This window comes from Flavobacterium jejuense (genome assembly GCF_006491595.2).
In the GTDB taxonomy this organism is placed as follows: domain Bacteria; phylum Bacteroidota; class Bacteroidia; order Flavobacteriales; family Flavobacteriaceae; genus Flavobacterium; species Flavobacterium jejuense.
In genome coordinates this window covers 1-21,530 of sequence record NZ_VEVQ02000019.1, presented here as the reverse complement: position 1 = coordinate 21,530, position 21,530 = coordinate 1, and the positions used below count along the sequence as shown (strand labels likewise).

The window sequence follows — 21,530 nt, the reverse complement described above, 5'->3', positions numbered from 1 at the left end:
ATGGAAACTTCAAAAATTTTAATTGGATACGCTATTTACATACCAGTAGCTTTATTTTTAACCTATTATGTTTCAAAGACTCTTTTTAAAAATAGTAAAATCTACATGCTCGATATCTTTAAAGGACGTGAAGAAATTGCATTAGCAACAAATAAACTTTTTGAAACAGGATTTTACCTTTTAAATATTGGATTTGCATTACGCATTTTAGAAATGAGTATCAGAGATAATTCGCACCAATCCTTAATAGAAAATTTGAGTTATAAAATAGGAGGTTTTTCAATTTACTTAGGAGTTATGTTGTTTTTAAACTTATATTTATTCTTTAGAGGAAAACGCAAAGCCAAAGAAAGTCAGAAAGCACAATCACTAGTAATTAATGGATAAACACATAGACCTTACAGGTTTTAAAACATCTGTCAGGTCTAAAAAATAATTATGACAACAATACATATCACTACAAAAATAAATGCCCCAATTGAAATTGTTTTCAACAACAATAGGAACATTGATTTACACCAACAATCAGCTAGTCAGACCAATGAGAAAGCGATTGCAGGAAGAACTTCTGGATTAATAGAAAAAGGAGAAACCGTAACTTGGAAAGGAAAACATTTTGGGTTTTATTTTCAACATCAAAGCATTATATCTGAAATGGAAGTACCAACATATTTTGTGGACGAGCAATTGAAAGGAAACTTTAAAAGCTTTAAACACCAACATTTCTTTGAAGAAAAAAATGGTGTTACCATTATGCAAGACATTTTACAATATGAAACACCATTTGGAGTATTTGGTAAATTATTTGATGCTTACTTTTTGAAAAAGCATTTAAAGAGTTTTCTTGAATATCGAAATGGAGTTTTGAAAACTATTTCAGAAATAAATTACTTGTAAAGAGTTTACTTATGAATATTAACATTTAAATTAAAGACGAAACAACCATATAAACTTTGCTGATTACCATCCTCGTCTAAATTATAAAGTAAGAAAATAACTTCAATCTTACTCTTTCCAAAATCTAAAATTACGGATTCAAACCACATTACATTTTGATTACTATTAACAATAGATAGTTCAGCATCACTATTTGGATTATTAAGAATTATTTTTTTAGACACACAAAAAGATTCAAATGAACTAAAAAGCTCTTTTTTTGATTTGCAATTCTGAATTCTATTCAAAATAATTGAGTCAGAAGAACCTCCATCAATAGAAATTCCTGAAATTATAATTTTATCCTTTTTTTTAATTTTAAGAGAAGTGAAGTGTAAAGAATTTGCTGATTCAATATCATCACTATAAGGATTAATAATTAACCAATTTGACTGATCTATTCTAATCGGCTCATTAAGGTTATTGTTAGGATTTGGATACTTCTTTTTGATCTCAATTGTATCAATTACAATCAAAATTTTAAAAGTTGCTTTTTGAATAATTGAAATAGAAGGTGTCATTATGCTTTTAATTTTATAAAAACACGAACTAGGCTTTCCTTGTTCGTGTTTTCAATTATATCTTTATTAAATAAAGTTGATAAAAACTAAGAAGGAACTACAACTTGAGGATCCCAATAATAATATCCGTATAATTCTTGTGTTTGACCATCAGATGCAAGGGTATAAACAGCAATGTAAACATAGAAATTTTCAGTTCCACCTTTAGCAATTTTAGAATCATAACTTGTAAAATTCTGAGACGTCAAAATTGGAGGAATACCATTCAATTGGTCTGGATCAGGTTGAACTGCTCTATTTCTTGTAACAATATTTGTAGTAAATGTATTAAACACTTTATCTCCTTTCCAGTATTTAATTCCGTAAAGAATTACGGCATCGTCAGAATTTTGTTGAATTGATGTGCTCCTAAAAGAAACATTATCTCCAACATTAGCTTTAAAACTTAAATCTGCAGTTCCTTGACCAGAAACAATTCCTCTAGGACTATAACAAATCATATATTGACTATTATGATTTATTCCTTGAGCTTTATTAGGATCTGTGTTTTTTGGAAAGTTACTTTTAATATATTCTGTATCTATAACTACAAGAACATCTATCTGTGCCGAAGAGGCTGCTAAACTTTGACTCATGATTTTTTGATTTATTTGTTTCCCTACTCATAAGGCTTTTCAGGTTACGCCTCGTTTTTTATTGTGATTTCTGAACTTCACTTTATTGTTTTGTAATATTACAATGTAAAACTACTACTAATTAAAAATATTTTTTAGCGCATAAATAACTGATTTTCAAAACAGTATAAACACTCGAGATACAAGTACAAATACCTACTTAGTAGGTCGAGCAAGAAAATAATATTTTATATTTACTTAAACTTTTAGGAAGTTTATAATATTTGTGAGGTGAGGTGAGTTTATTTTAGGTCGTATTTTTTCTAACAGAGTAGTTTACGTTATTCAATAAGTGTAGTCTATTTGAGGGAGATAGAAATATAAAAAGTAAGGCTAACAAAATAATTGTCAGCCATATTTTTATTTAACTTTAAAAGGGTCATTAGTACCTTCAAAATCATTGTTTTTGAAACCGTAAAGTGATTTATTTATAAAACTAGAATCTTCTTCTTCAACCAAAATAAGTCGTGAGACAGGAGCAGGAAATAAATCTTTTTTATTTAAATCTATCCATATGATTCCAGGTGTTCTTGAGTTACAAAAATAATATTTCAAGTCATTATGACAAGAAATAGTTGTCCAAAGAGTTTGTGCAATGTTTGGATATTTTGAATCACCCGATTTAAAGTTTACTGGAACAGAGGCATTCATAACAACTGATTTAGATTGTGCCAATGAATCATCAACACTAACAGTCGCATTTAGATGATTTAGGTAATAGGAAGCTCGTGCAAAACGGTCAGATGGAAAAGGACCTCCAGGTAAAGTGTTACTTGGAAAATGATTTATATTATTCCATTGCCATCTCCAAAATTGATTCAGTTCAATTTGTTTTGCATAAGAAGGCTCATTGGTCATTACTCTAAATTCAGGATTATTATAAATAACATATTCCCCTTTATCTACCTCAATAATTGCTGAATCTCCAAATTTGTCTGAAATAGATAAATGTAATGAAGCAGGTTTGGTACTACCTGGTACTATACCTCCTATAATTTGTATTTGTGGAGTTGCTTCTTTACTAAATTTTTCAACAACTTCTTTTACAGAGCTACAAGTATCCAATACAAACTGAAGCCAACGTAATACATCTAAATTTTTGCAAGAGCTACCATCTTTACGACTATAACTAGCATTACTATCATAAAGTAAATTTGCCACAAGTCCTTCAGAGTTTATTCCATCAGAAGCTCCATATTGATTATCATCACCTACCATTGTAACAATACTATCGTATTTTGCTGTCCAAATTAGTGAATTTTCGTCTTGCGAACTTGTACCAGTTTTCACCATCGGGTTATTGCTTTCATTTCTAAAAGCAAATAAGCTTGTTGGTAATTCAGTAGCCCAATCCATATTGCGAGCTGTAGTTAAAAATTGATTTTCTTTATTAAAATTATTAAATATTCTTGTACACATACTGTTTTGACTTTTATTAGTTTAAATTGAAATAATACTCATACTCATTGAAGAAACATCACCTATAGCTACAGTAAAGGTTACTTTGGCTTTTAATAATTTTCCTTGATTAAAGTTTTGAGCAATTATTGAAAGAATACCAGCAGGAAGGTCTGTAATTGTTGACATATTTGATCCACCAATCCACCAGTTATTTCTAGAACCAGCCGTACTTCCTTGAGCCAGAACAATATTTTCTCCTAAATAGGAGTTTCCTCCATGAGAAAAACTCATAGTTCCTTTGAAAGCAAAATTTAGTTTTGTAGGTAATTTGTCTATCGTTTGACACCCAATAGCTGAACCATTTTTTATTGATTCCTTAAACCAATCTGCTGTTTCTTTTGATGCTTTTCTACCTGCTTTTGCGGTAATTGTAGTTCCTTTATTGTTTGTAGAAGTTGTTACTCCATCCCAAGGTTGACCAGATGTTATATAATGATCTGTAACGGTAAAATTAAAATCAGATAAGCCTATCATTTTTAATTTGAATTCATTATCGTGTTCTTTTGCCATTTTTTTATTTTAAATAGTTTATACTAATACAACCCTTGTGTTTACTCTTTAAAAAGCTAATTTTCACCTTACGGACTTGTTACCATTTTTACCATTAGATTGTTGTTTTCATTTCTAAAAACGAATAAACTTGTGGATAATTCGCTAGCTCAATCCATATTACGAGCTGTCGTTAAATTTTCTTTATTGAAATTATTAATGTTTCCTTTTGATTAAAAAACCTTTAACACAAAATCCCTCTGGACTATTTAAGAGGGATTTTTTGAATTGTACTGTCCGTTCTTATAGTGTTTTTTCCAATTTAACTGTACCAGAAATTACTTCACTAGTTTTTATAACTCCGTAAACTTCTACTGCAACTCCATGCTCGTCTGTAATTTTTATATATGAATTACTTTTCCCATAAGGTTTTTCAAACTTAACTGTGAAAAGTCCCTTATCGCATTCATACTGAACTAATCCCTCAACACCATATAATGCTCCAGTTTCTTTTTCAGCTTGAAATTCCAAAGATTCATCTGGACCTACAGAAACTGGGGCTATTCGCCATTTTCCATGTGTAAGCTCTTTTCTTTTTACATGCATCGTGTGTTTTGTATTATTAAATACTGTTATTTCTACTCTTCTAGTCATAATTTAAATTATTAATATTCTTACTCATAAAGCTTTTCAGATTTCGCCTCGTTTTTTATAGTAGTTTCTGAACTCTACTTTTTTAATCTTAAAAACAATTTTCTAGCGCTAGTTTTTATTTTCTGAGATAAAATTAGGTTTTGAATAAGAGGCAAATAGAAAAGATGATGTGAATGAAAGTTTTTTTGCTGTGAATGGAAGGTTTTCTGTTGTGAATGAAGTGGTATTGGTTGTAAATGAAATTGGTTTCACTTCAATGAAGGTGAATATAAAATCATGGAAATAATGTATAGGAATTAAAGACGTCATTTTTAGCCCCGATAGTAGTGGCATCCTTTTCTTTTTCTTAAAGAAAAAAGAAAAGATATAGCGAATAGCGGGACTAGTTTTCAACCGAAGGACTAGTTTTGTGCTCCTAAAAAACAAGAAACAAAATGAGTCATAAATAAAAAAAAATCCCGTTTGAGAAGATTTAAGTGTTTGAAAATAGGTTGTAATTGATTATTTTAAAATTGTAAATGTTTTTATGATTTCTTTATATTTTCCGCTAAACGTAACTTGATTATTGCCCTTTAAAATCAATAAATTGTCCTCAAGAATAATTTTTTCGATAGCCTTGATATTCACAATATATTTTCTGTGTGTTTGCACAAAAGTTTTGCTACATAATAATTCGTTAATTTTTCCTAAAGAGATTTGAATGACAAATTTCTCTTTTTCAGTAATAATAGAGCAATAACGATCTTCTACTTCGATGTATATAATATCATTAACCTTTACTTTGTTTAATGCATTTTTCTTCTTAATAAAAAGGTAGTTATCGCTGATAACTGTATCTTGGTGTTCGCTTACAAAAACATTGGATTGGTCATAAAATTTTTCGACAGCCATTTCTATAGCATACAATACTTCCAACTCGTTGAAAGGTTTTAATAAGAAACTAAAGGGTTTGGTTAATTTGGCTCTTTCAAAGATTTGTCGATCTTTGGAACTGGTTAAGAAAACAAAAGGTTTTAAAGCATTTGGTACAATTGAAATAGTTTCTGCAAAAGTAATTCCATCTGGGTTTCCATCTAAAAAAACGTCTATAATAACAATATCAATTGTTAATTCATAGAATAGAGATAAAGCTTCCTGATAGGTGTTAGCAATTCCAACCACATTATAGTTGTTCTCTTCTAACACTTCTTGTAGTATCATTGCATCTTCAAGTGTATCTTCAATAATGAGAATGTTTATTTTATCCATTGGATGTGAATTTAGGAAGTGCAATTATCATTTTTGTTCCAATATTTTCAGTGCTTTCTATGGTTAATGTTCCTTTATTTTTTTGAATCATAGATTTACAAAGTTGCAAGCCTAAACCTGTTCCTATTCCTTTTTGATTTTTCCTTTTGTTGAGTAAATTCCCTTCTTTGAGTAGATTTGTTCTTGTTTCTTCATTCATTCCAATTCCTGTATCTTCAATGACAAGATAGTGAAAAACAGTTTCTTTATCAAAAGTATAGACTGAAATAGTATCGTTTTCATTTGAAAATTTTATGGCATTATCCAGTAAATTTCGAATAATTATTTTTAAAGAATCTAAATCGGCTAACACAAAAGTGGCCTTTGGAATAGTGTTCTTAAAAAAAAGATTTTTGTTTTCAAATAAAGGCTTGTAATTGAACTCTATCTGTTGTATGACAGAATACAAATCGACAGATTCTATATAAAAATAAAATTGTTGCGTTTGTAAAGTTGCCCAATGTAAGAGATTTTCTAGTAAATTGAAGGTGCTATTAGCAATGGCTGCATTTTTATGAGCCGTTTTATCTAATGCGTCATAATTACGATTGGCAATGTCTTTTAATAATTTTGTATTAGTAGCTTGCATGGTGTTTACAGACGAACGCAAATCGTGACTTACAATAGAAAAAAGTTTGTCTTTTGTAGCGTTTAAAGCATCTAAATCTTCTTTTTGAGCATTAATAATTTTATTTGTTTTATTCTTTTGACTATAAAAATAAAAAGCTGTTCCAAAAAGTAATAAGAATAATATTGAAGACGCTAAAAAACCATTTCGCTGTGAAACTTTTATTTTGTTTTCTGAAGCTAATAATTGTATTTCTTTTTGTTTTTGATCTACAGCATATTTTTTTTCTATTTCTGCTACAGCCCAAATTTTATTTTGATTATTTAAAGAATCTTTCCAAATATCATACTCTTTCCTGTAAATCATTGCTTTTGCTAAATCTTTTCTATTTTCTTCTACAACAGCCATATTTAATGCCGCATTTTGTTTTATCTCAAAATTCTTTATTTTTTTTGACAAGGCATACGCTTTTTCAAAATAAGGAATGGCCTGACTGTCTTTGTATTGTTCGTAATAAAGATTGGCTATATCTGTAAATGAACCCATCAATAACAATGTGTCATTTTCTTTTTCTTGTAATTCTGTACTTTTTAACAAATAAAACTCTGCCTTTTCAAATTGTGATAAATGAAAATAACAAAGACCAATGTTATGTAGTATAGCACTTTTTTTGGGTTTAAAAGTAATTGATTTATAATTTTTTATTAAGGGATTAAAGTATTTTAATGCTTTATTATATTCTTTTTGATTTAAAAATATTTCTCCAAAGGAACATTCAACATAAGAGTAAAAAGAAAAGTCTGATGATATTAGAGTATAATCTTTTAAAGCCTCATTAAATATTTTTTTTTGTCTAAAACTTTGTCCTCTTAAATAATGAGCCAAGTTTAGTAACTCATTATTTTTTGTTCCATCTAATAGTTTTCCAGAATATATTAATGTAGAGTCCCATTCGTTTAGTCTATAAAACTCATAAGTTTTTTGTAAATAATCTGTTTTCTTATTTTTGTTTATTATATTTTCAATTTCTCGATTTATCTCGTTCACCTGAGCAAAAGAGCTAACATTTAGAATTATAATAAAAAACAATAGCTTATGCGTCTTCATGTATAATTATTTGGAGATCTCAATTTAACTATAAAGTAGCATCTTGAACAATTGTCACAGTTCCTCTTGAAGTTTTAGGGTCAATGTTCCATAGGAAAGTTTGCACGTATTTAATGTCTTTTATTTCAATTCCTTTAGGGAATCCTAAAAAATTATCAGTAGTAAATTCTACTTTGAAAGCCTTGTAGGTAGTACCCGATGATTCACTTAGTATTTTTGAAATTTCCTCTTCATCACAATGAATAAAAACTTGAAGTTGCGTTTCCCCATAACTACTCATTGAGAAAAGTTGGTTCACTATTAACTTGGGACATTCTATTTTTGTATCTATTAATACTATTGCCGCTATTTTTATGCTTAAATTATCTTCACTTTTTATGGCTTGTACTAAAGTTGGTAAAGGTTGATTAAATGAAGTACCTAATTCCATAAAACCTATAGAAGTTACAGTTACAGTAGTGTCTAATTTATTTCCTGGAGGATAAATAATGTTTTCAGTTGAGTTTACTGGATTCATCTTTATAATTTTAATTTGTTTATTCTCAGTAAATTTACTGTTTATTTTCAGGGTTTTTGTATTCAATTAATTAATTTTTTGATATAAAGACAAAAAAGTTACAAGTGTATTTTGTAACTTTTTTGTTATTAATTGATTAATGAAAATTTAGAATATAAATACTTTACCCTTGCAATTGTGGATTAAGCACACCCGCTGTTACCGTGTAAATTAAACCATTTGGACCTTCTTGTGCGAATCCAAAAACACCATACTCTCCTCCTTGATAAATTTGATTATCTCTATCATTATAAGGTATTGCTGCCCATATCTGAACATCTGATGCTTTAACAGTAATACTTGTTGTTGGGTAGTTTGAATCTGACGGACATGAAATTTGTAATTCAAACGAGGTGTTTGAAATATCATTATCTGGTATTAAAAACCAAGTTGGAGTTGGTCCAGAACCGTCTTGTCCAGGAGGAGTTGTCAAATGAACTTCCTTATTAATAGGAAATGAACCAGTTCTCAAACTCCCATTGGTAATTTTTGTGATTTCACAAAATATTTTGCTACCGTCTGCAGCTCCATTGTCATTTTGACTTAATGCTGATAATTGAAATACTTTAGTTGTTTTCATAATTTTTATGTTTTAAATGAGACATTATATTTAAACTACTGCTTCCTGTTTTTTTAAATAAGCTTCACGTGTCTTTAAATAATCCCCTTCATTCGGTACCTTTACGAAAGGATCCCATGAATAATAACCAAGACTATTTCCTAGATTATCCATTATTTGAAAAATGATTGAATATTGAGTAGTTCCTGAAGCTTTAACATTAGAAGTATAATCCGTTTGTTGCACTACTTGATAGCCAGGAATTCCTGCTTTATCAAAAATATGTCTATTGGTGACAACAGAAACTGGAGGAGAAATTGAAACCGGGTTGGGTTGAGAGCCTAGAATGACATTTGCAATGATTGCATCATGCTCTAAACCAGATCCTGGACAAGTTAATTCCCATTGAATAGTATCTCCTATATTAGCATCAATTACCAATTCAGAATCTGCTCTGGTTTTATCCGTACTATCTATATAACCTCTACTCGTAATCATATACACATATATATCTGATGTGCTATATGACCCCAAATTTGTTGGATTTGTTAATGTCCCTTCTGGAAGTTTATTTGTAAGAATCGTTTCAACATCTATTACACTGAGAATATTTATTATTTTTGTCATGATTTCTAAAATTTATTTATTTGCTCCTACTCATATGGCTTTTCAGATTTCGCCTCGTTTTTATAGTGGTTGCAGAACTCCACTTTACATTTTATGCTTTTATTTAATACACAGCAAAAAGTAAAATTTTATAACTACTGTAAACACAGTTGGGTTTATACTTTTGAAATAATACTTAAAAAACATAATTTGAAAATAAACCTAGCTAGTTTTTAATTTCTGTAATGAAGTTATTGATTATAAGTGTTTTAAAATAAAAAAATGTAATAAGGTAAGACTTTTTCACCCATGAGGAAGTGTAGTTTTGGAACAAGATTATTCTATAGTGCATTTTGGTTATGGGAAATTGAAAAAGAGGTTAGTTAGCATATTTCAGTAAACAAAATGAGCTCAATAATTATTGAGCTCATAGAGGTAAAATGATATCTATTCTTTCTAGTTACATAGGTTGCGCTACATTTAGCAACGAAATTTGTAACGTATTCACAGTCGCTGGATTTAAAGAAACTAATACGGGTGAAAAACGATCAGAATAAGCAAAGTTATAAGCGTCTGAAAGGTTTTGTAAGGTAGCTGCATATTGGTTGTAATTTGAAGCACTACTTTGCAAATTACTAAATAAAGAGGTATTTGGTATTGTAAACCATTCACTACTTGTCATAGCTCCTACCTTTGTTCCGTTAATTGTAGTTTCTGAACCAATGGCTCCAATGTTTAAACCTGCTAATAAATCACCTGTTATCCAACCATAAACATCGTTTGCTGGATTTTGTGGCAATTTCGCTCCGTCAAGAAAAAAAGGAGCATTAGCCCCATAAATACCACTTGGGTTTATAAGATCACTTTTTTTGTAAACGATAGTAGTAGTTCCTTTAATGCTTTCTACAGTTCCTGAAAGTGTTATGTCACCTGAGGCATCTATTGAAGCTGTTAAATCATAAGTTTGTGCACTTTGTGGTCCTGAAGCAGGTACATTAGGTCCAACACCATTAAACTTACCTGAAATGGTAGCTATAACCCCTTTTCCTAATCCAGGAATCGTTTCACCAACCGCTGTAGTTGGTCCAAAATTTTTGATTAAATCGTTTAAGTATCCTTCAAAAAGATTATATGGAGTAACAGGAACTCCTCCAACTGGCGGATAAGAAGAAGGTCCAATTATCCTTGCAAATCCAGTACCTGGTTGTGTGGGTAATTGGGTAAAACTTCCTGGAACAAGAGCAGGTAAAGCATTTTTTAAACCCGATTGAGGAGGTGTTGTTAGCGCATTTAATTGTGAGTAAATAGCAAGCGAAGTTACTCCTGTTTTAATTCCGTTATCGGTTTGAACCGTTGTTTCGTTTAGATAAGTTTCTAATTGCATCGGAATACTCCAATAATCGATACTGGTTAAATCGGCTACGTCCGCTGGGTTTCCGTTAAACGTCAATTCCATTTTATCATAGCGAAGAAAGAAATTTACATCGGTAATGTTTTGAGCAGGTTCATAACCTGGATTTAAAACCGACCATGTTTGACCATAAGAGATATAAATTCTACCACTAAAATTTTCAATGGAAATACCGTTTTTTAATTGCTCAAACGAATACCAATTTCCTTCACCTTTTATTTGATTTAAGGGTTGTATTTCTAATTCTAAGGGCTCTAATGGATTCGAACTTGGGTAATTTATACTAAATGGAGCTGTCGTACTTCCTGAAACAAATCCAATGGATACAAGTTTATCTGATAAGCCACTGTTATTCTTAAAAATTACTTTTAATGTTGCCATATTACTTTTTTAAAGTTTATAAATTAAGTTTATTTACTTGTATAAAGTTAGGCTCAAAAAAAAAGGTAAATTTTAAAAAAGGTATAAGATAGTAGATTATTAGTATAAGATTGGATTTAAAGTTATTTAAATCCAAAATTCAATTTTTAAAAAAAGGGAAATCTAAAAAATTGTCTATTTTAATGTACGTATTTTCTTTATGATATCCTTATACTTCTCACTTAATGTGGCTTTGTGTTCTCCTGTTAAAATAATAAGATTATCCCTAGGAATAATTTCTGTTATTTTTTGAGTATTTACGATGTAATTTCTATGAGTTCTTGCAAAAATAGTGTCATCTAATAATTCCAAAATTTTAGTTAGCGAAATTAGAATCACAAATTTTTCTTTTTCAGTAATTATATTACAGTACTTCTCCTCGACTTCAATGTAAATTATATCTGCTATAAGTACTTTCTTTAGCGATTTTCCTTTTTTTATAAATAGATATTCTTCACTAATAACGGTATTTTCTTCCTCACTAAGAAAAACATCATTTTGTGCATAGAATTTTTCAACTGCTAGTTCTAATGCGTATAAAAGTTCAAGTTCATTAAATGGTTTCATTAAATAACTAAACGGTTTCGTTAGTTTTGCACGCTCAAATATTTGTCTATCAGTAGAACTGGTAAGAAACACAAAGGGCTTTGAAGCATTAGGCACTACATTAATAGTTTCTGCGAATGCAATACCATCAGGTGAACCGTTTAAGAAAATATCAACAATAGCAATATCTACTTTATTATTGTAAAATAAGGTTAAAGCCTCTTTATGATTCGTTGCTAAACCTACTACATTATAATTGTTAGCTTCTAATACTTTAGTTAATGCTTCACTCTCTGAAGGAGTATCTTCAATAATTAGTACATTGATATTATCCATTTGGGGGCGTTTTTAACAAAGATACAATCATTTTAGTACCTTTCCCAAATTCGCTTTCAATATTTAATTTTCCTTTATTTTTTTGAATCATCGATTTACACAATTGCATACCTAAACCAGTTCCTATAGTATTCTCGTTTGCTTTTTTAGCTAATAATGTTGTTTCTTTTAGAAGACTAAACCTTGTAGGTTCAGTCATTCCTATTCCATTATCTTCAATAACTAATTCGCAAAAAGTATCGTTATTATTTTGCGTATATATTTTTATGACTCCGTTTTCATTGGAGAACTTAATGGCATTATCCAAAAGATTTCGAAGTATAATTTTTAAGGACTCTTGATCGGCAAAAACCATATCGCTTTTTAAAACTATATTTTCTAAATGAATATTTTTTTCTACTAGCAAAGATTGATAATTATATGCTACTTGTTCTACAATAAAGAACAAACGCATAGCAATAATTTCAAAATAAGATTGTTTGGTTTGTAATAATGCCCAATGCAATAAATTATCTAACAGATTATAAGTTCCATTTGCAATAGCACTATTTTGATGCAGAAGAGAGTCTAGTTCCTCTAGGTTTTTAGTTTCAAGATTTTCTAACAACTTAGCATTACTGGTTTTCATTGCATTTACAGAAGAACGTAAATCGTGACTAACGATTGAGAAAAGCTTGTCTTTTGTAGCATTCAATTCGTCTAACGTTTCTTTTTGGGCTAAAATAACTTTATTTGTTTTTATTTTTTCTCTGTAGAAGTAAAAGCTAGTTCCAAGTAATAATAGCAATACAATTGCTGAATAAAAAAAGCCATTTCGTTCTGCTATTTTTATTTTGTTTTCGGCTTGTAGGAGACTTACTTCTTTTTGTTTTTCTTTAACCGCAAATTGCTTTTCTAACTGTGCAACTTGCCATATTTTATTTTGATCGTTTAAAGAATCTCTCCATTGTTCATATTCTTTTCTGTACACTAGTGCTTTTGGAAAATTTTTACGATTTTCTTCTACTACAGCCATGTTTAGCGCTGAATTTTGTTTCAACTGAAAATCTTTTATTTTTTTTGATAAATTATATGCCTTTTCAAAATAAGGAATAGCTAAATTATCTTTGTATTGTTCGTAATAAAGACCCGCAATATCTCCGTATGAACCTACTAGTATTACAGAATCATTTTGTTCTTCTTGCAGTTTTACACTTTCCAGCAAGTAAAATTCTGCCTTATCAAATTCTTCCAGATGAAGATAACACAAACCTAAATTATGTTGCACTGTACTTTTATTAAAAAAATATTCTTTATCTTTAGGTAAATTTTCTACTTCTAGAAAATAAGGTATTGCTTTTTTATATTTATTCTGCTCTAAAGCAATTTCACCAAAATATATTTTTACAAAATAATGAAAAACAAATTTAGTTGATACCAAACTGAATTCATTTTGAGCTTCTATCAGTAATTTTTTCTGCTTAAAACTATAGGCCCTAAAAAAATGGCAATAATCGAGTAAAGAATTATCCAAATTGGGTAAACTTAATTGTTTCATTGAATAAACCAAAGTAGAATCCCATTCTTCTTGTATGAAGTAGCTAGTTGCTTTAGTAAAGTATTTTTCTGTTTTAAATTCTTCAGCTTTTCTACTTATTTCAATACTAAATAAACTATCTAGTAATTTCTTTTGAGAAAAAACAGAAAAAGAAGAAAAAAATAAAGCTATAACAATTAATAATTTAATTTTAATCACTGTACTCATAGATTAAGACAAGTACAAATGTATTTAAAATAAAAGTTTTACAAACTTTTATATTTGTAAAACTTTCTTAAGCTTATTAGAAACTATTGCAACTAAGCCTGTTGCACAGTCGTAACCGTTCCTCTTGATAATTTAGGATCTTCGTCCCATAAAAAAGAAACAATTTCTTTTAAATCCAAGATGTCTGGCATAGGCATATCATTAGGTAAAGTCATATTTGGAGTGTATCCTTTAGACGAATTAATAGCATTGAATGTCAATTGAAAAACATTAAATACAGAACATAGCTTTGGAACTGCATCATAACATACGTAAAAATTAGCAAAAGGTATTTGTTCGTTAGTATAACTAAATTGTTGAATAACATATAAATTTTCTAAATCCACATCTGTTTTTTTGCTTACAAACACCACGATACTAATTTCCATATTACTATCAGCGTTTATTGTTACTTGAGCAATTGGAGGTAGCGGTTTGTCATGCCTTGGATTAGGAAATGTTATTTGAAACCCTAAGTTAGTTACCTTAACATCTGATATTAGAACACCTGCTGGTATTACTGGAGTACAAGAACTGTCTTTTTGGTTTGTTTTGCTCATAATAATTATTTTTAGGTTAAAATTAAGTTTAAATGATAGTTTAAAAAAAAGAGAAGCTTAAAGCTTCTCTTTTTAAATTTGATTTATATTCTAAACGTAGTTAATTTCACTTCTGTATATGCACCTGCTACCCCTCCTGTAGTCATCGTACAAGAAGTTCCTGAGACATTTAATGTTATAGTTATGGTTCCACATCCAGATTCTAAAGAAATTACATTACCTGTAGCAGACATGGTTGCTGTTGCTAATACATTTGCGTAGTTTATAATTGTCACTTGTCCGGTTGGGTCAATCATCATAGTTCCTCCATATGCTGAACCTTGAGCGCAATTATTATAAATAGCAAAAGTAACCATTGTTCCATTACCTCCAAGTGTAAAAGGAGCTGAAGGTGTCCCATATACATTCGTAAGATGATAGTAAGGTGCTGCATCAGTCCAAGTAGCTAATCCGTTAGCATCTGAAGTTAAAACTTTTCCTGCACCTTGTGTTCCATCACTAATTTTCACATTACCCGCAATATCTAATTTTGCTGTTGGATTATTATTACCAATACCAATATTATTATTTAAACCCCAAACTTCTGGACCTGTACTCCCTAATTTTATAGCTGCACGATCTGAATCTTGAACGCCATAAATTCCTAGAACATTAGGTACATCAACATCACTTAAATAAACATCATCTCCAATTTGAAGGTTTTTTCCTCCTGCATTGTAAATATCTGCTAATTCTAATTGGGCCGTTGGAGTTGTAGTATAAAGACCTATATTCGTACCGTTGTTATAAAAATTAGTGTTATTCGTTACCCAAGATGTTCCATTCCAAAAAGGAGAAACTCCAATTGCCGAACCGTTTGCTAGACCTCCTCCAGCATTGCCTGCATACATTGCATAAGGCACACTTAACAACTGGCTTGTGCCAGAAATAGTATAAGATGTACCGCCAGCTAAATCCGTTTCCGATTTGATGTAATAGTTTCCAGTAGACCAATCAATAGTAGAAAAATTTCCAGAAACAACTGATCCTGAACCAATTTCAATACTAACTAATCCATTTGCGTTTGTTGATGGTGTTTGTGTTTCAACATAAACTGCTGTACCTGTTGAAGATCCTTGTAAAATACTAATTTGCATTCCAATTGTTGTTGAAACTACCAATGCATCGCTACCATCCCTAATAACAGCTTGATAACTCATTTTTTGTGGAGCTTGTGCAAATGCAATTGTATTAATTAATAATACAGTTATAAGAGTAATTATTTTTTTCATATATTTTTATTTTTTAATAATTTTAAAAGTTTTAATAATGGTATTGTTTTGAGTTACATTAAGAATGTAAATCGCTTTTTGATATTCTGCCATAGAAATAGTAGTACTTTGGCTTGAGATTACACTACTTTTAATTACTCTGCCATTAAAATCAACAAGCGCATAAGACATGCCTGACAATTCGCTTTCATCAATAGATAAATTTAAAACATCAGTAGTTGGGTTTGGGTAAGCCAACATTTTTAATTGAATTGAAAACAATTCGGTTCCTAATACCTCTTGAATTTCAAAAGGTTGTTGCACTCCTTGTGATACTGAGCCATTTGTACCAGTGTTGGTAGTGTAAAATGGCTGAGCTACTGAGTAAGAAACACTTCCTTGTGCTGCAGCAGCATCTCCTCCAGAACTAACTGTCCCGTTTTGGGCAAAACTACAAGAAACACCTAAACAGGAAAGAATGATTAAAAAAAATAATAGATTGTTTTTTTTCATACATTAATTGGGTTATTAGTTAATAAACAATAATCAAAAATAATACTTATTGATACAGATTTTGAAAAAATGGTGTCAAATGCGAAACTTTGTATGTGAAAAACAAGTCTTACAATTGAAACTTATCTCATTAAAGACAAATCGAATTAATCTTGATTATACGCAGTAATTATTTCGATTCAAATGTATTATAAAAATAAAAGCAAAAAACAAAAAATGTCATAAGATGGCTTTTTTGAGGAACGAGATAAACTACAGATATCATTATAAAGAAAAAAGATACTTTTCTAATGACAGAAAAATATCTTTTTTTAAAGTACTTATTACAATTGAAATAGAAAATTACTTAGTTAGTTTTTAATGTTTTCTAAAGTAAACTCAAAAGGAGTTGCATCTGCTCCTGTACCTCCACCTGTCATAACGATATCAGCACTAGAGATTCCTATCAAATTAATTTCAGAATTAATTTTAGATTGCATTTCAGAATTCAACAAACTACCTTCTTCTATTTGCGAAGCTACTCCGATATATATTTTTGAGTTAAATTCAAAAGAGGCTTTCTGTCCTGGTGTTATTCCTTTTTTAGTTGCCAAAAGGTTTCCATCTTTATAACAAGATGCATCAATAACTCCAACAGCTAGTCCATTTTTTATTTCAACTACATTAACAGAAGAAGCAAATGTTTTGGAAAGCTGTAAAACATCTCCTGAATTTCTTTTAACCATTTCATAAGTTTGTCCTAAATAAGTCGTTAATCTAGGAGTAAAATTCCCATAAGAGTCACTAGTATTTATTTCAAAATTATTTGAAAATGTAAATGGATGACTATCTAATCGTCCACTATTTTTAATTACTTTCCAAGCAATTGCAAAATTATCATGTTTTTCAGCTACATTATTTTGAAAAACAACAATATTATTGTTCAAATCTTCTGATTTATTAATGAAAGTCAGTTTAATACCACTCATTTCGTTTTTATTTGAAAATTAAATCTATTTTCAAAAGTACAACAAGGATTTTAATTAAAATAGAGTAGAAATACCTGTTTTTTCATTCCTTAGATATTTATAGATTATAGTAATTCCGATTATTATAAGATGATAAAAAAACAAAACACACACCATATATCAAAACTACTAACGAAGTTCTTCCTTTAAAATTCTCTGGATTTATAAAAAGAAAAAATAAAGTTCGGACTAAAGAATTTCTTATCAGTAAAAAGTAATAGAAGTACTAGAAGTACTAGAAGTAATACAAACCCATATAAAATAAAAGACCTACAAACTCAGAGTCATCGAATCAGATTATTAATTTGTCTCAATTACTTCTACAGAAAGATATAAACCATATTGAGCTTTTTTTCCACATAATGCAATGGCAGATTTTGAACTAAAATAAATATATTTTTGCATATCACTTCTATCTTTAATAAACTCTTTAAAAGGAATTTGAATTCCATTTTTAACAACTAAAGGTTCTCTTGGCTTTTCTGAATAAGAAGATATACCTCCCATAACAATATTTAAAGGTCTTGCTTGTATTGAAATTATTGAATTAATTTCTTTTTTGGTCAATACTAAATCTTCTGTTTCAAAACCAAAAAAATAATCCTCTTTATTTTTATACTCCACTTTATCAAAAGAAATTCGCATTACATTATCATCATCGATAAATTCAGTAGGAACTTGCATAGAAAAAGTTCCATCTTTAAGTGTATGCGTAATCCAAATTTTTTGAGAAGTTACAAAAGTGATTTTTGCATTTTGAATAGGTAAGCTTTCTTTTTCAGAAACAACTTTCCCTTTTACAATTGTAAATAATGCATTAGAAGTAGTATTATTTATAGGTCTCTTTTTGTTTTTAGATTTTAAGTTTGTGGTAAACGCTTGTTCGATTTTATTTTCAATTTTATATTCTTTTGCTAATATAGGCTGACTTACCACAAATGAAGATGCTAGAATAATTCCAGCAGCAATTTTAGAATAAGGAAAACAATTCGAGTTTTTGGTATGATTCTCTAGTTCAAAAAAAGGAGCATTTAGTTGCTCACTAGTTACTCTAGCACATATATTTCCATTAGCGAGTTTCATTTCTTGAGCTATTTCAAAATGGCTTAATCCTGTAAAATCAATAACATTTTTGGCACACAAATTACAATAATTACCCTTTTTATTAGGAACCATATCTTCCCAGTTTTCAGTACAGGGCTTTTCTAATTTTAAAAATTTATTTTGCATCCTTTTTAATTGTTTGATAGGAAAACCTTAATTTATTCCAAAAGCAACAGAACCATAGATAAAAAAAGAGTCACTTTATTATTTTAATCTAACCACTAAAAGTATGCCAATTACTTAAATTCAATAAAAAAACCGTAATTCAAAAGAGTTACGGTTTTCTGTAGTAATTGCAAATTGTACAATTATTCATATTCGTAATCAACAATTGTTTTTAATTTACCTGTATGTTCTATATGTGTTTTAGGATAATTTAAATCATTGTAAGTATACACATATTTATATTCTTTTTTAGAAGGTGTAGTAGAGGTAAATTTTAAGAAATTATGATAAGAAATACTTTCTAACGGAAATTCTCTTTCATGAGGGGCAATCAAAGTAACAATGGTTTTGTAGTTTTTACCAAAAACGTTTTTTACAACTAATCGCATAGCTGATTCTTTATCATCGTAATCATAACTATCTGTTGATCTATCTCCAAATACTCCTTTGTAAGCAATTAAATCTCCTTCAATATAGTCTATTCTTCTATTACTAATCACTTTTTGATTAATATCTCGTTCTGATTCATTAATGATTCGTCCGTTCTCAAGTGTATAATCTACCCATTGTACAAATTTAAGCGTGCTATTACTTTTTTTGGTTACAGCTCTAATTTTACTTCCATCATAACTATAGTTTATAGTTTTGGTAACACTCTTTCCTCCTTCTTCATATTCATTCACATATTTAATTAAATTATTTCTCCCATCATAAAAATATGAAGCCACTTCTTTCCAATCACTCATTTCATTTTCACGAACAGTTCTATCTAAATTACCATTTGTATTATAAAAAAAAGATTGAATGATGTCTGAGGTTTTAATAGATACCAATTTACCGTTTTGAAAGGAATAAGTTTTAGTAATAACTTCTCCAGTACTAGTGTTTGTTTCGGTACTTTTAATTTGTTTTAGCTTTACTGAAACTTCATTCTCTTGAGCATAAGTAAATAACGCTAACGCAAACCCTAATAGGGCAAGTAATTGTTTTTTCATAGGTGTATTCTGTTAGATTTGGGACAACAAAAGTACAAAATCGTTTTTTATAAAAAAACTATTATCACATTATTATCAAAATAAATACTTATAATTAATTGATTTTCAATAAAATAAAAACTACACTATATAATAAAGGTATAACAATACTGAAGCAATTTGTAAAAAGCCTCTTTCCGTTGGATAAATTGTAATTCCAGTATTTTCTTTTCCCTTCATTAACTCTCCAGCATCAGACCATTGTATCAATTCTCCAGAGGAGTTCGTAAATTGACCGTCTTTATAAATTCTAATCACGGGTTTACCTTCATTGTCTAAAAACTGAGTCTCATCTTTTCCTAATTTCAAGATAGTTCTCCCTTTTTTATCAGCAATGATACCGTTTTTCTTTACATAACCCACTGCATCACCATTTTTAGTTATATTACCTTTTTCATCAATTTTAATTATAGATTGTCCATTGACATTTGTAATTTTAAATTTAGAAATAGTTAATTTATCTGGTTCATTTTCACAAGCCAAGACCACTCCTAATAATACTAACAAACAAATACTCTTTTTCATTTTATCTCATTTAAACGGTTATTTCATTGATACTACTCTTAATCCTTCTGATTTTTTTTACTTGTTGTTTGTGTTTTTCTTTTGATAAGAAACATTTAACATTTTGAATTTGATTTAAAAGAATAGTACTTCACTGTTTAAGCAAATTGGGTACTTAAACTATTTTAATAGGTTATTTTCTAGGGCTTGAAAATTCAGTAGATGTAGTTAATTTAAAATTCAGCTTAGAATTGTTGTTTTTATTTAATTTATCTAATTTTCACTTAGCTAAAGTGGTATCTTTGCTGTTTTATACTATTAGTATTAATTAGAATGAAAAAATATCTATATAAATATAACTTATTTAAAATTGGTTTTGCTGTTTTTCTTCATTCTTTCATTTTACATAATCTTTAGAATCTTAACTTTAACACTTATAAATTCTTAATTCATTATGTTACATCTATTCTTTTTTCTTGAAGATTATTTTATTTAATGCTAAGGTGCAAAAACAATAATAGTGAAGCTGTTTGAAAAGAGTCTTTATCTACTGGGAAAATTTTAAATCCAATAGGTTCATCATTTTTTAACAACTCTCCATTGGCAGACCATTCAAATTCTCCAGAATTATTCTCTACAGCACCATTCTCATCAATCCTAATTAAAGTTTTTCCTTCTCCATCGATGATAAAATTGTCTTCCATTACCTCAGCCAATACTGTACCATGTTTTGTAATTATGGTTCCTTCTTTATCAATCATTCCAATTAGGTTATCACTTATGAAAATAGTTCCATTATCTTCAACTTTTATCTCTGTTTGACCTTTAATATTACTAATTATAAATTTTGAAAAGGTTAACTTTTCTTTTTTAGTTGCGCAAGAAATTAACAGTACAAATAGTAGTAGAAAAATAGTAATTGTCTTCATAGGCTTCTCTTTAGTTATATTTATTTTATTGATTTTCATTACATTAAACCGAATCAAAAAAATCATATTTCTTTTTAACCTTTTAAAACTACAAAATATTAAAACACTAGTCAATACGTATTTACACGTATTTTTTTCCTTTTTCCTACGTATAAATACGTACGTTTTCTTACAAAAAGCCTCTTTTTGTTAAAATAGGTACATTTATATTCTATTTTTTTTATGTGATTTATTAGTACAAAAAACGGTGAAGATTAGTTTTAAAATCAGTAAAATGAATTTTATACGAAAAGATTAGAATCTAAAGTTAAACTACTTTATAAAAATAAATATTTGATTCTATTTCCATACTATTTACTCCCAATATCCTAACCTTTGATTAACCTTTGACTGGTAGTAATAAGCAAGTAAGGATAAAGTATGACCCTAAAATATAGCTTTAACACAAACTACAGTTTTTATATAAATATAGTTAAAGTTGAAAAAAATATAAATCTAAAAGAACTTGGTTCTATTTTTGTTGCAGAAAAAAATAAAAGCCTTTTAACCA

Annotated in this window: 24 protein-coding genes; 2 read left to right on the top strand and 22 right to left on the bottom strand. The window is 29.1% G+C overall.

What is annotated here, in order from left to right; genetic code table 11:
* Nucleotides 1-387 carry a hypothetical protein gene (locus FIA58_RS19530; RefSeq protein WP_140964382.1) on the top strand — a complete coding sequence of 129 codons (387 nt, stop codon included), beginning with the start codon at nucleotides 1-3 and terminating at the stop codon, nucleotides 385-387.
* Between the two features lie 51 nt (nucleotides 388-438).
* Nucleotides 439-897, top strand: a complete 459-nt coding sequence (locus tag FIA58_RS19525) for an SRPBCC family protein (RefSeq protein ID WP_140964381.1) — start codon at nucleotides 439-441, stop codon at nucleotides 895-897.
* Nucleotides 898-902: 5 nt separating this feature from the next.
* On the opposite strand, the gene FIA58_RS19520 is transcribed toward FIA58_RS19525, so the two are convergent.
* The 22 genes from FIA58_RS19520 to FIA58_RS19415 form a co-directional block, all read right to left on the bottom strand.
* A complete protein-coding gene (locus FIA58_RS19520) occupies nucleotides 903-1,457 on the bottom strand; it encodes an AidA/PixA family protein (protein WP_140964380.1) in 555 nt (184 codons plus the stop codon).
* Nucleotides 1,458-1,543: 86 nt separating this feature from the next.
* Nucleotides 1,544-2,092: an inclusion body family protein gene (locus tag FIA58_RS19515; RefSeq protein WP_140964379.1), complete on the bottom strand. Its 549-nt coding sequence runs from the start codon at nucleotides 2,090-2,092 to the stop codon at nucleotides 1,544-1,546.
* Between the two features lie 399 nt (nucleotides 2,093-2,491).
* Nucleotides 2,492-3,550, bottom strand: a complete 1,059-nt coding sequence (locus FIA58_RS19510) for a linear amide C-N hydrolase (protein WP_140964378.1) — start codon at nucleotides 3,548-3,550, stop codon at nucleotides 2,492-2,494.
* A gap of 21 nt (nucleotides 3,551-3,571) precedes the next feature.
* Complete coding sequence (locus FIA58_RS19505) at nucleotides 3,572-4,102, bottom strand: hypothetical protein (protein ID WP_140964377.1); 531 nt, start codon at nucleotides 4,100-4,102, stop codon at nucleotides 3,572-3,574.
* A 282-nt stretch (nucleotides 4,103-4,384) separates the two neighbouring features.
* Nucleotides 4,385-4,735: an aegerolysin family protein gene (locus tag FIA58_RS19500; RefSeq protein WP_140964376.1), complete on the bottom strand. Its 351-nt coding sequence runs from the start codon at nucleotides 4,733-4,735 to the stop codon at nucleotides 4,385-4,387.
* Nucleotides 4,736-4,843: 108 nt separating this feature from the next.
* Nucleotides 4,844-5,068, bottom strand: a complete 225-nt coding sequence (locus FIA58_RS19495; RefSeq protein ID WP_140964375.1) for a hypothetical protein — start codon at nucleotides 5,066-5,068, stop codon at nucleotides 4,844-4,846.
* A 168-nt stretch (nucleotides 5,069-5,236) separates the two neighbouring features.
* Nucleotides 5,237-5,983 (bottom strand): LytR/AlgR family response regulator transcription factor, encoded by a 747-nt coding sequence (locus FIA58_RS19490; protein WP_140964374.1) that lies wholly within the window; start codon nucleotides 5,981-5,983, stop codon nucleotides 5,237-5,239.
* Nucleotides 5,976-7,697 carry a tetratricopeptide repeat-containing sensor histidine kinase gene (locus tag FIA58_RS19485; protein WP_140964373.1) on the bottom strand — a complete coding sequence of 574 codons (1,722 nt, stop codon included), beginning with the start codon at nucleotides 7,695-7,697 and terminating at the stop codon, nucleotides 5,976-5,978. Before FIA58_RS19485 ends, FIA58_RS19490 begins: the two co-directional genes overlap by 8 nt.
* A 28-nt stretch (nucleotides 7,698-7,725) precedes the next feature.
* Nucleotides 7,726-8,214 carry a hypothetical protein gene (locus FIA58_RS19480; RefSeq protein WP_140964372.1) on the bottom strand — a complete coding sequence of 163 codons (489 nt, stop codon included), beginning with the start codon at nucleotides 8,212-8,214 and terminating at the stop codon, nucleotides 7,726-7,728.
* 163 nt (nucleotides 8,215-8,377) lie between these two features.
* On the bottom strand, nucleotides 8,378-8,833 hold the full coding sequence (locus FIA58_RS19475; RefSeq protein WP_140964371.1) for a hypothetical protein: 456 nt from the start codon (nucleotides 8,831-8,833) through the stop codon (nucleotides 8,378-8,380).
* A gap of 30 nt (nucleotides 8,834-8,863) precedes the next feature.
* The gene (locus FIA58_RS19470) at nucleotides 8,864-9,439 is read right to left on the bottom strand and encodes an AidA/PixA family protein (RefSeq protein ID WP_140964370.1); all 576 of its coding nucleotides are present in this window, start codon (nucleotides 9,437-9,439) and stop codon (nucleotides 8,864-8,866) included.
* Between the two features lie 439 nt (nucleotides 9,440-9,878).
* Nucleotides 9,879-11,210, bottom strand: coding sequence for a beta-1,3-glucanase family protein (locus FIA58_RS19465; protein WP_140964369.1), 1,332 nt, complete (start codon nucleotides 11,208-11,210; stop codon nucleotides 9,879-9,881).
* A 174-nt stretch (nucleotides 11,211-11,384) separates the two neighbouring features.
* Nucleotides 11,385-12,131, bottom strand: coding sequence for a LytR/AlgR family response regulator transcription factor (locus FIA58_RS19460; RefSeq protein WP_140964368.1), 747 nt, complete (start codon nucleotides 12,129-12,131; stop codon nucleotides 11,385-11,387).
* On the bottom strand, nucleotides 12,124-13,875 hold the full coding sequence (locus tag FIA58_RS19455) for a tetratricopeptide repeat-containing sensor histidine kinase (RefSeq protein ID WP_140964367.1): 1,752 nt from the start codon (nucleotides 13,873-13,875) through the stop codon (nucleotides 12,124-12,126). The genes FIA58_RS19460 and FIA58_RS19455 overlap by 8 nt, the downstream gene beginning before the upstream one ends.
* A gap of 92 nt (nucleotides 13,876-13,967) precedes the next feature.
* Nucleotides 13,968-14,474 carry a hypothetical protein gene (locus FIA58_RS19450; protein WP_140964366.1) on the bottom strand — a complete coding sequence of 169 codons (507 nt, stop codon included), beginning with the start codon at nucleotides 14,472-14,474 and terminating at the stop codon, nucleotides 13,968-13,970.
* An 83-nt stretch (nucleotides 14,475-14,557) separates the two neighbouring features.
* Nucleotides 14,558-15,745: a hypothetical protein gene (locus FIA58_RS19445; protein WP_140964365.1), complete on the bottom strand. Its 1,188-nt coding sequence runs from the start codon at nucleotides 15,743-15,745 to the stop codon at nucleotides 14,558-14,560.
* Nucleotides 15,746-15,751: 6 nt separating this feature from the next.
* Entirely contained in the window at nucleotides 15,752-16,237 is a 486-nt protein-coding gene (locus FIA58_RS19440; RefSeq protein WP_140964364.1) for a T9SS type A sorting domain-containing protein, read from the bottom strand.
* A gap of 350 nt (nucleotides 16,238-16,587) precedes the next feature.
* Nucleotides 16,588-17,205, bottom strand: a complete 618-nt coding sequence (locus tag FIA58_RS19435; RefSeq protein ID WP_140964363.1) for a hypothetical protein — start codon at nucleotides 17,203-17,205, stop codon at nucleotides 16,588-16,590.
* 339 nt (nucleotides 17,206-17,544) lie between these two features.
* Nucleotides 17,545-18,474 (bottom strand): hypothetical protein, encoded by a 930-nt coding sequence (locus tag FIA58_RS19430; protein ID WP_140964362.1) that lies wholly within the window; start codon nucleotides 18,472-18,474, stop codon nucleotides 17,545-17,547.
* A gap of 182 nt (nucleotides 18,475-18,656) precedes the next feature.
* Entirely contained in the window at nucleotides 18,657-19,508 is an 852-nt protein-coding gene (locus tag FIA58_RS19425; RefSeq protein ID WP_140964361.1) for a hypothetical protein, read from the bottom strand.
* 120 nt (nucleotides 19,509-19,628) lie between these two features.
* Complete coding sequence (locus tag FIA58_RS19420; protein WP_140964360.1) at nucleotides 19,629-20,072, bottom strand: hypothetical protein; 444 nt, start codon at nucleotides 20,070-20,072, stop codon at nucleotides 19,629-19,631.
* 467 nt (nucleotides 20,073-20,539) lie between these two features.
* Nucleotides 20,540-20,980, bottom strand: coding sequence for a hypothetical protein (locus tag FIA58_RS19415; RefSeq protein WP_140964359.1), 441 nt, complete (start codon nucleotides 20,978-20,980; stop codon nucleotides 20,540-20,542).
* Nucleotides 20,981-21,530 lie beyond the last annotated feature (550 nt).

Excerpts from the sequence above, each read along its gene's own strand:
- FIA58_RS19465 (WP_140964369.1), bottom strand. The coding sequence starts at position 11,210 with ATGGCAACATTAAAAGTAATTTTTAAGAATAACAGTGGCTTATCAGAT.
- FIA58_RS19510 (WP_140964378.1), bottom strand. The coding sequence starts at position 3,550 with ATGTGTACAAGAATATTTAATAATTTTAATAAAGAAAATCAATTTTTA.
- FIA58_RS19490 (WP_140964374.1), bottom strand. The coding sequence starts at position 5,983 with ATGGATAAAATAAACATTCTCATTATTGAAGATACACTTGAAGATGCA.
- FIA58_RS19435 (WP_140964363.1), bottom strand. The coding sequence starts at position 17,205 with ATGAGTGGTATTAAACTGACTTTCATTAATAAATCAGAAGATTTGAAC.
- FIA58_RS19530 (WP_140964382.1), top strand. The coding sequence starts at position 1 with ATGGAAACTTCAAAAATTTTAATTGGATACGCTATTTACATACCAGTA.
- FIA58_RS19445 (WP_140964365.1), bottom strand. The coding sequence starts at position 15,745 with ATGAAAAAAATAATTACTCTTATAACTGTATTATTAATTAATACAATT.
- FIA58_RS19520 (WP_140964380.1), bottom strand. The coding sequence starts at position 1,457 with ATGACACCTTCTATTTCAATTATTCAAAAAGCAACTTTTAAAATTTTG.
- FIA58_RS19515 (WP_140964379.1), bottom strand. The coding sequence starts at position 2,092 with ATGAGTCAAAGTTTAGCAGCCTCTTCGGCACAGATAGATGTTCTTGTA.
- FIA58_RS19470 (WP_140964370.1), bottom strand. The coding sequence starts at position 9,439 with ATGACAAAAATAATAAATATTCTCAGTGTAATAGATGTTGAAACGATT.
- FIA58_RS19415 (WP_140964359.1), bottom strand. The coding sequence starts at position 20,980 with ATGAAGACAATTACTATTTTTCTACTACTATTTGTACTGTTAATTTCT.
- FIA58_RS19440 (WP_140964364.1), bottom strand. The coding sequence starts at position 16,237 with ATGAAAAAAAACAATCTATTATTTTTTTTAATCATTCTTTCCTGTTTA.
- FIA58_RS19430 (WP_140964362.1), bottom strand. The coding sequence starts at position 18,474 with ATGCAAAATAAATTTTTAAAATTAGAAAAGCCCTGTACTGAAAACTGG.
- FIA58_RS19420 (WP_140964360.1), bottom strand. The coding sequence starts at position 20,072 with ATGAAAAAGAGTATTTGTTTGTTAGTATTATTAGGAGTGGTCTTGGCT.
- FIA58_RS19485 (WP_140964373.1), bottom strand. The coding sequence starts at position 7,697 with ATGAAGACGCATAAGCTATTGTTTTTTATTATAATTCTAAATGTTAGC.
- FIA58_RS19480 (WP_140964372.1), bottom strand. The coding sequence starts at position 8,214 with ATGAATCCAGTAAACTCAACTGAAAACATTATTTATCCTCCAGGAAAT.
- FIA58_RS19425 (WP_140964361.1), bottom strand. The coding sequence starts at position 19,508 with ATGAAAAAACAATTACTTGCCCTATTAGGGTTTGCGTTAGCGTTATTT.
- FIA58_RS19475 (WP_140964371.1), bottom strand. The coding sequence starts at position 8,833 with ATGAAAACAACTAAAGTATTTCAATTATCAGCATTAAGTCAAAATGAC.
- FIA58_RS19460 (WP_140964368.1), bottom strand. The coding sequence starts at position 12,131 with ATGGATAATATCAATGTACTAATTATTGAAGATACTCCTTCAGAGAGT.
- FIA58_RS19525 (WP_140964381.1), top strand. The coding sequence starts at position 439 with ATGACAACAATACATATCACTACAAAAATAAATGCCCCAATTGAAATT.
- FIA58_RS19500 (WP_140964376.1), bottom strand. The coding sequence starts at position 4,735 with ATGACTAGAAGAGTAGAAATAACAGTATTTAATAATACAAAACACACG.
- FIA58_RS19450 (WP_140964366.1), bottom strand. The coding sequence starts at position 14,474 with ATGAGCAAAACAAACCAAAAAGACAGTTCTTGTACTCCAGTAATACCA.
- FIA58_RS19455 (WP_140964367.1), bottom strand. The coding sequence starts at position 13,875 with ATGAGTACAGTGATTAAAATTAAATTATTAATTGTTATAGCTTTATTT.
- FIA58_RS19505 (WP_140964377.1), bottom strand. The coding sequence starts at position 4,102 with ATGGCAAAAGAACACGATAATGAATTCAAATTAAAAATGATAGGCTTA.
- FIA58_RS19495 (WP_140964375.1), bottom strand. The coding sequence starts at position 5,068 with ATGCCACTACTATCGGGGCTAAAAATGACGTCTTTAATTCCTATACAT.